The organism is Arsenophonus sp. ENCA, assembly GCF_002287155.1.
GTDB lineage: Bacteria > Pseudomonadota > Gammaproteobacteria > Enterobacterales > Enterobacteriaceae > Arsenophonus > Arsenophonus nilaparvatae.
The window spans coordinates 1-8620 of record NZ_NHNG01000099.1 but is presented as its reverse complement, the minus strand read 5'-3'; the positions used below and the strand labels follow the sequence as shown (position 1 = coordinate 8620).

General features: G+C 38.0%; 9 protein-coding genes and 1 pseudogene. 8 read left to right on the top strand and 2 right to left on the bottom strand.

Annotated elements, in window-relative coordinates; all coding sequences use genetic code 11:
* Positions 1–353, top strand: a 353-nt coding sequence (locus CBG25_RS02970; RefSeq protein WP_290603898.1) for a transposase family protein, incomplete at its 5' end; no start/stop codon positions are given.
* Between the two features lie 49 nt (positions 354–402).
* On the opposite strand, the pseudogene cmoA reads toward CBG25_RS02970, so the two are convergent.
* A pseudogene (gene cmoA / locus CBG25_RS02965) lies at positions 403–996 on the bottom strand (carboxy-S-adenosyl-L-methionine synthase CmoA); the annotation flags it as partial.
* A gap of 127 nt (positions 997–1123) precedes the next feature.
* Complete coding sequence (locus tag CBG25_RS02960) at positions 1124–1522, bottom strand: MAPEG family protein (protein ID WP_290604419.1); 399 nt, start codon at positions 1520–1522, stop codon at positions 1124–1126.
* Positions 1523–1785: 263 nt separating this feature from the next.
* Between CBG25_RS02960 and aspS the strand changes: the two genes are divergently transcribed.
* From aspS to CBG25_RS02925, 7 genes are all read left to right on the top strand, one after another.
* Positions 1786–3549: an aspartate--tRNA ligase gene (aspS, locus tag CBG25_RS02955; protein WP_290604417.1), complete on the top strand. Its 1764-nt coding sequence runs from the start codon at positions 1786–1788 to the stop codon at positions 3547–3549.
* A 5-nt stretch (positions 3550–3554) separates the two neighbouring features.
* A complete protein-coding gene (gene nudB / locus CBG25_RS02950) occupies positions 3555–3992 on the top strand; it encodes a dihydroneopterin triphosphate diphosphatase (protein ID WP_290604416.1) in 438 nt (145 codons plus the stop codon).
* Positions 3993–4022: 30 nt separating this feature from the next.
* Positions 4023–4766, top strand: coding sequence for a YebC/PmpR family DNA-binding transcriptional regulator (locus tag CBG25_RS02945; protein WP_290604414.1), 744 nt, complete (start codon positions 4023–4025; stop codon positions 4764–4766).
* A gap of 89 nt (positions 4767–4855) precedes the next feature.
* Positions 4856–5377: a crossover junction endodeoxyribonuclease RuvC gene (gene ruvC / locus CBG25_RS02940; protein ID WP_290604412.1), complete on the top strand. Its 522-nt coding sequence runs from the start codon at positions 4856–4858 to the stop codon at positions 5375–5377.
* 71 nt (positions 5378–5448) lie between these two features.
* Positions 5449–6063: a Holliday junction branch migration protein RuvA gene (gene ruvA / locus CBG25_RS02935; protein ID WP_032115902.1), complete on the top strand. Its 615-nt coding sequence runs from the start codon at positions 5449–5451 to the stop codon at positions 6061–6063.
* Positions 6064–6085: 22 nt separating this feature from the next.
* Complete coding sequence (ruvB, locus tag CBG25_RS02930; protein ID WP_290604409.1) at positions 6086–7102, top strand: Holliday junction branch migration DNA helicase RuvB; 1017 nt, start codon at positions 6086–6088, stop codon at positions 7100–7102.
* Positions 7103–7469: 367 nt separating this feature from the next.
* Positions 7470–8078 carry a lytic polysaccharide monooxygenase gene (locus CBG25_RS02925; protein ID WP_290604407.1) on the top strand — a complete coding sequence of 203 codons (609 nt, stop codon included), beginning with the start codon at positions 7470–7472 and terminating at the stop codon, positions 8076–8078.
* Positions 8079–8620 lie beyond the last annotated feature (542 nt).

Sequence of the window (8620 nt, the reverse complement as noted above, 5' to 3'; positions counted from 1 at the left end):
TGAGCAAAAATGGGCGCCGTCACGATAAACGCTTACTCGATAAAGTCGATATAATTCGCCATATTCCTCCTGAGGTAACCATCTGGGCAGATACCGGTTTTCAAGGTATAGATAAACAGCATCCTAATACACAAATCCCAAAAAAAGGAACTCGAAAAAGACCTTTATCGCCTGAACAAAAACAAGAAAATAAAATAATCTCGGGCATCCGTATTACAGTTGAACACGCCATCGCGGGTATCAAGCGCCTCGGTTGCATGACCCAAATTTTACGGAATCGTAGACCCTTTATTGATGATACCTTCTTACTCCTTAGCGCAGGTCTTTGGAATTTCCATCTCAGAACAGCGTAAAATTTACTTCAATCACCGAAACACCCTTATTTCACTATTAAGCAACACGCTTACTATAGCCATTGGCACGCTTGAAATCATAATGCATATTAAATAGTAAATTGCCAATTTTCTCGTCGCTAAAATTAAATTTTTCTGATAACACTAAGACACCACCAGGATTTAGTCCTTGGTAGATCCGGTTAATTAATTGTTGTCGAACGTTTGGCGCAATAAATTGTAGGGTAAAATTTAATACCAACATTGAGGCATTTTGTATGTTGATATCGAGAATATCGCCTTTAATGATTTCAACCGGCGTATTCGCTTTGTAAGCATGAACATTTCGTTGGCAACGCTCAATCATGGGCGCTGAATTATCAATAGCAATTATTTTACAATTTTTAGCCTCAATATTACGACGAATTGATAATGTCGCTGCGCCTAAAGAACAGCCCAGATCATAAATAGTGCTATTGGGTGTGACGAAACGTGTCGCGAGCATACCAATCATAGTAATAATATTTGAATAGCCAGGAACAGAACGTTTGATCATATCAGGAAAGACTTCGGCAACTTTTTCATCAAATTGCCAATCACCTAAATTGGCAATAGGAGTGGCAAATAAGGTGTCTTTCTGTTTATCTAAAATTTGGCTGGACATAACCTGTGAATTAATTAAATAGCAAACGGTGATTAATTCTAACAGATTTTATGTTAGGACATAAATTAAAACTCATTAACATGGCAAAGCGTATAATGATGACCATGTTAATGAAATAAATCTTGTATTAAAGATCAAACGAAAAAATTTGTATCCAAGGCAAATAATAAATGTTAATCAGGATCATTAAAATCATAGAACTATAAGTCGTTATTTGGCCAAAATGGCGCCAAGTTCGTTCTCTATGTTTTAGGCCAAAGTAATGAAAAATTCTGGCGATGATAAAAATTAATCCACAAAGATGAATAGCCCAAACGGGTGCACCATTCATCTCCATCATCAATAATAACAGCATAGAGATAGGAATATACTCAATCGCATTACTCTGAACGCGTAATGCTGTTTGTAATTCACAAAAACCACCATCACCGTAAGTAACTTGATACTGAGTTCTGAGTTTAATGACTTCCAAAGATAACTTAAACAATATTAAAGCACTAAATACAATGTACAGAGAACTAACCATTTTTTTCCCCAATTTTATTAGGCAAAACAGTGAAATAATGATACATCTCAAAACTTCAACAGTTACCATAAATATAGTATTTAAATCAATAAAAAGCTTTCAGATTGCGAATACGTTAAAAGTTATCTGGCCAATATGATAAGGCGTACTTATTTCCCAGTAGAAATTTCTGTATAATAGCGATATTTTTTGATTATGTTTAAATTAATAGCACTAAAACGGCTAGTGCAAGCGACTCTGTATGATGAGTAAAAGGATATCGTATGCGGACAAATTATTGTGGGCAATTAGGTGTTGCTCACGTTGGACAAAAAGTGACTATCTGTGGCTGGGTTAACCGCCAGCGTAATTTAGGTAAATTAATTTTTGTCGATATGAGAGATCGCGAAGGTTTAGTTCAAGTTGTTTTTGTGCAGGAAAATCATGCCGAACTTTTTACCCAAGCGTCACAGTTACGCAACGAATTTTGTATCCAGATCACAGGTATGGTACGAGAACGTGAACAAATCAATAAAGAGATACCGACCGGTGAGATTGAAATTGTTGCACAAGCATTGACGATTATTAATCGTTCTGAACCATTACCGATAGATAGCAATCAACAAAATTCCGAGGAAATAAGATTAAAATATCGTTATCTTGATTTAAGGCGGCCGGAAATGGCAACGCGCTTAAGAGAGCGAGCCAACATTACTAGTTTTGTGCGTCGTTTTATGGATGCAGAAGGTTTTGTTGATATTGAAACGCCCATTTTGACCAAAGCAACACCAGAAGGTGCGCGTGATTATCTTGTTCCAAGCCGCGTTCATAAAGGTGAGTTTTATGCTCTGCCGCAATCACCACAACTTTTTAAACAATTATTGATGATGTCGGGCTTTGATCGCTATTATCAGATAGTAAAATGTTTTCGTGATGAAGATTTACGAGCTGATCGCCAGCCTGAATTTACTCAGATCGACGTAGAAACCTCTTTTATGACTGCCGAGCAAGTTCGTGAAGTGATGGAGCGTTTGATCCGTCAATTGTGGCAGGAAAATAAAGGTATTGAATTAGGTACTTTTCCGGTAATGACTTTTGCTGAGGCCATGCAATGTTATGGTTCAGATAAACCAGACTTACGGAATCCTTTAGAATTGGTTGATATTGCTGATTTGGTCAATGCCGTTGAATTTAAAGTTTTTGCTGAAGCTGCCAATGATCCAAAAGGCCGTGTGGCTGCACTTTGTGTTCCAGGCGGGGCCACATTAACGCGTAAACAACTTGATGGTTATACTGAATTTGTTGCTATTTACGGCGCCAAAGGATTAGCTTGGATGAAGGTTAATTCGCTGACTAAAGGTCAGGCAGATATTCAAAGCCCGATAGCTAAGTTTTTACCACCATCGGTGATTGATAATTTGTTAGCACGTACCCAAGCTAAAGCGGGTGATATTTTGTTATTTGGTGCTGGTAAACAAAATGTTATCAATGATGCAATGGGAGCGTTACGGTTGAAAGTAGGGCGTGATTTAGCAATCACACAAAATAATAGCTGGAAACCGTTATGGATTGTTGATTTTCCAATGTTTGAAGAGGATGAAAATGGTGAGCTTCATGCTATGCATCATCCTTTTACTGCACCGAAAGATTTTACCCCGGAGCAACTACAAGCCAATCCTCTAGCGGCCGTGGCTAATGCCTATGATATGGTCATTAATGGTTATGAAGTTGGTGGCGGCTCAGTCCGTATCCACCATAATAAGATGCAACAAGCTGTTTTTGAAATTCTTAATATTAGCCAATCAGATCAGCAAGATAAATTTGGCTTCTTGCTTGAGGCATTACAATATGGAACACCGCCACATGCCGGTTTAGCATTTGGTTTAGATAGACTTGTTATGTTATTAACGGGAACAGAAAATATTCGCGATGTGATTGCGTTTCCAAAAACAACCGCAGCAGCTTGTTTGATGACCGATGCACCCAGTGTGGCCAATCCGGCAGCATTAGCGGAATTGGCGATAACTGTTGCTCCAAAAACTAAATAGATACTATGCAATATAAACGGCCGGAATCAGTATTAGTTCTAGTTTATGTGCAATCGAGTCGCCAAGTATTGATGCTACAGCGGCGTGATGATCCTGATTTTTGGCAATCAGTTACCGGTAGTCTTGAGGATAACGAAACACCAAGAGAGACGGCATTGCGTGAAGTTAAAGAAGAGATAGGCATTGATATTATCAAACAGCATTTGACGTTAGTTGATCTGCAACACAGTCTCTATTTTGATATTTTTTTAAAATTTCGCCACCGTTATGCTCCGGGTATAATCCAATGCAAAGAGCATTGGTTTTCTTTGGCCTTACCGCAAGAGCAGGATTTTTTATTGAAAGAACATTTGACTTTTCGTTGGTTACCTGCTGCCCAGGCAGCAGCATTGACTAAGTCATGGAGTAACCGTCAGGCGATTGAACAATTTGTTCTAAAATGATTTTTATTGACGTATTTTGGGAGATATTTCATGGCAGGTCATAGTAAATGGGCCAATACCAAACACCGAAAAGCGGCGCAAGATGCTAAACGGAGTAAAATTTTTACTAAAATTATTCGTGAACTGGTAACAGCGGCTCGTTTAGGTGGCGGTGACGTAGCATCAAACCCACGATTGCGTGCGGCGATTGATAAGGCATTATCTAATAATATGACGCGAGATACGTTAAATCGAGCAATCGCACGTGGTGTAGGTAGTGATGACAATGATAATCTAGAAACGATCATTTATGAAGGCTATGGCCCAGGCGGTACGGCTGTTATGGTTGAATGCTTATGTGATAATCGTAATCGTACAGTTTCTGATGTCCGCCACGCCTTTACTAAGTGCGGTGGTAATTTAGGTACCGATGGTTCGGTTGCTTATTTATTTACTAAACGTGGCGTGATCTCATATGCACCAGGCATTGATGAAGATAATTTAATGGAAGCTGCATTAGAAGCGGGTGCAGATGATGTCGAATCATATGATGATGGTGCCATCGATGTTTATACTACGCTGGAAAGCTTTGGTGATGTAAAAGATGCTTTAGATGCAGCCGGTTTTAAGGCTGAAGCCGCCGAGGTGACAATGATCCCGTCAACCAAAGCAAATTTAGATGCTGACACTGCACCTAAACTTTTACGTTTAATCGACATGCTGGAAGATTCTGATGATGTACAAGAAGTGTATCATAATGGGGAAATTTCAGATGAAGTTGCGGCTCAGCTATAATTAAATCAACTTTTTATATTAAGAAACAGCATGCTGATTATCAGTATGCTTTTTCTTTGCATGTTTAACCTACTCAGTGAGTCAAGAATATGGTAATTATTCTTGGGATTGATCCTGGTTCTCGTATTACCGGTTATGGTGTTATTCGTCAACAAGGTCGACAGTTGATCTATTTAGGTAGTGGCTGTATACGTACTCAGGCAGACGATCTGCCAACACGCTTACAACGTATTTATGCAGGTGTCACTGAAATCATTACCCAATATCGACCGGACAGTTTTGCTATCGAACAGGTGTTTATGGCAAAAAATGCCGATTCTGCTCTAAAATTAGGTCAAGCGAGAGGCGTGGCGATTTTAGCTGCAGTTAATAATCAATTACCAGTTTTTGAATATGCGGCGCGACAAGTAAAACAATCCGTTGTTGGCACGGGAGCGGCGGAAAAAAAACAAGTTCAGCATATGGTCTGCTCAATATTGAAATTGTTATCGCATCCTCAAGCTGATGCTGCTGATGCTTTAGCTATTGCGATCACGCATTGTCATTTTAATCAAAATTTGGCTCGAATAGGTGAGCCAGAACTATCATTGGCTAAAAGACGATTGCGTTAATAACTGGATATAAATCCAGTATTTTTTTATAATATAAGCATTAGCAGAATAACCTAAAAGAGGAAATCGATGTGATTGGTCGCTTGCGAGGCACTATTTTGGAAAAACAGCCACCTATTGTTTTACTCGAACTAAATGGTGTAGGTTATGAAGTTCATATGCCAATGACCTGTTTTTATGAATTACCAGAAATTGGTCAGGAAGTGATCTTATGGACTCAATTTATCGTGCGTGAAGATGCGCAGCTACTATATGGCTTCAATGATAAGCAAGAAAGGGCATTATTTCGTGAGTTAATTAAGGTTAATGGGGTAGGTCCTAAATTAGCGCTGGCCATTTTATCCGGTATGTCAGCTTATCAATTTGTTTCTGCGATAGAACAAGAAGCGATTTCTAGCTTGGTAAAATTACCGGGTGTTGGCAAAAAAACCGCAGAACGGCTGGTGGTTGAAATGAAAGACCGCTTTAAAGGACTTAATGGCGATCTATTTAATAATAGTGCGATAGATTTACCTGGCTCATCAGCGGCAAAACAAAATAGTCATGATATTGAAGCAGAGGCAGTTTCGGCATTAATTTCTTTAGGCTATAAACCACAAGATGCAAGCCGTATGATCGGCAGAGTTGCTAATGGAGCTACTAACTGTGAAGCGTTGATCCGCGAAGCATTGCGAGCTGCATTATAAATAATAAGTAAGGACCAAACCTATGATTGAGGCTGATCGTTTAGTTTCTGCTGAGAATTTACCTGATGAAGACGTGATTGATCGCGCTATTCGACCAAAACTCCTTACTGAATATGTCGGGCAACCTCAGGTTTGCCAACAGATGGAAATCTTTATCCAGGCAGCTAAATTACGAGCTGAAGCACTTGATCACTTGCTGATTTTTGGTCCACCTGGGCTTGGTAAAACGACATTAGCGGGTATTGTGGCGAATGAATTGGGCGCAAATTTACGTACCACCTCCGGCCCAGTGTTAGAAAAGGCAGGGGATTTAGCGGCAATGCTAACCAATTTAGAACCGCATGATGTACTCTTTATTGATGAAATACATCGTTTATCGCCAGTTGTAGAAGAGATCCTTTATCCGGCAATGGAAGATTACCAACTGGATATCATGATAGGAGAAGGGCCTGCTGCGCGTTCAATTAAAATTGATCTACCTCCTTTTACTTTAGTTGGTGCAACAACCAGAGCCGGCTCACTGACATCCCCGCTTAGAGATCGTTTTGGTATTGTTCAGCGTCTTGAATTTTATAATGTCGATGATTTACAGACGATCGTATTACGTAGTGCTCACTTTATGGGGTTAGAAATTTCTGATTCCGGTGCGAGACAAATTGCGATGCGCTCACGGGGAACGCCGCGGATAACTAATCGTTTATTACGGCGAGTAAGAGATTTTGCCCAAGTAAAAGGCGATGGTATTATCGATGGAGACATCGCTTCACAGGCATTAGATATGCTTAATGTTGATTCAGCCGGTTTTGACTATCTTGATCGTAAGTTATTGATCGCTATTATTGATAAATTTATGGGAGGACCGGTAGGATTAGACAACGTGGCTGCTGCAATTGGTGAAGAAAGGGAAACCATAGAGGATGTTCTTGAACCTTTCCTAATTCAACAAGGCTTTATTCAGCGTACTCCCCGTGGTCGAATTGCGACTGATCATGCCTACCGCCATTTTGGGGTTAATAAAGATCATGATGATGCTAATTAAGTTTATTAATGGGGTTAAATTTATTGCTTGTAATTCGCTAATATAATCATGCTAATTATTTTCAATGCAGCTTAACACTGGGTTAGGCTGCTATTTATAATATATGAATAAATAATAATTTATTTATCATTATTATTTGTTATTTTTATTAACCATTTTTATTATCAATGAACTTCTTATTTAATTAATGCATTATTAATATAAATTGATGATATTTAACTCTCAAAAATAAGCAATAGTTTAATATTAATTATATTATTTTTATTGATGTTTTTGCCGTTGTTAAATAATAATTTTACGGTAGTTTTCATTATGTCTACTAACTATTTTTTAATAAATAAAATTAGCTAATTACGGAATAAACTGAATGAAAATAAAATTATTATTATCAATGTTATCATTAGTAATGTTATTATTGATTAGTATTATAAGTTTTGCCAGAGCAAATCCTCTCCTAAATCCTATGCATGGCTATATCGATTTTCCTACTAGTCGAGCTTATCTGTGTTCGTTAGGTAAAAATGGTAATTGTGGTGCGGTTATGGTTGAACCACAATCGGTTGAAGGTCGTAAAGGTTTTCCTCGGCGTGGGCCAGCTGATGGTAAAATTGCCAGTGCTGGACATCGTTGGTTTGGTGAGTTAGATGAACAGACTGCTACTCGTTGGACTAAAGTTGATGTTTCACCCGGTAAAAATACCTTCCATTGGATGTTGACCGCACCTCATCGAACTACCGGTTGGGAGTATTTCATCACTAAACAAAATTGGGATCCTAATGCGCCGTTAGCCCGTAGCTCATTTGATCTGCAACCATTTTGCAATCGTACAGATGGGGGGCAAATGCCTTCGTTTGAGGTCTCAATTGATTGTAATCTACCATATCGTACCGGTTATCAAGTTATTTTAGGTGTATGGACAATTTACGATACTGGCAATGCATTTTATCAAGTGATAGATGCTAATATGAAACCTTAGTTATTTTTCATTAACTGGTTAAATATTGTCATCGTTGTATTTAATAAAATTGTCATTTTTTTGGAGGTAAGCTAAAACTTGCCTCTACATTATTTTTAGTTTCGATAGTTGGAGCAGGACAATTTATTTTTATTTTAATTGCTGCTTATTTATCAATGATAAGTTAAATATATCTTCTAACTAAATATCATCAGTCAAATTTTATTTTTTAGTTTAAATTAAATTTAACAAAAAATTATTTAGTTTTATATATAGGGTAATCGATTTATTTCATATCTTATAAAGACTATTGAACTAAATATTATTCTATTAGGAATAGAAGATAAATGAAAAAAATATTTATTAGATCTGTCATTGCTACTATATTTGCCTGTGTTTCTGCGAATGCCTGTGCAGCAAGTAAAAATACTCTATCGGGCACCTCGAAAAACTCAAGATTTTCAATTAACCCTTGGCTTTCATTCTAAATAATTAGATTTTTTTTGATTATCACGCTACTGATTCTATCGCACATTGCCCTGGCTAGGGCCATTTGACCCATT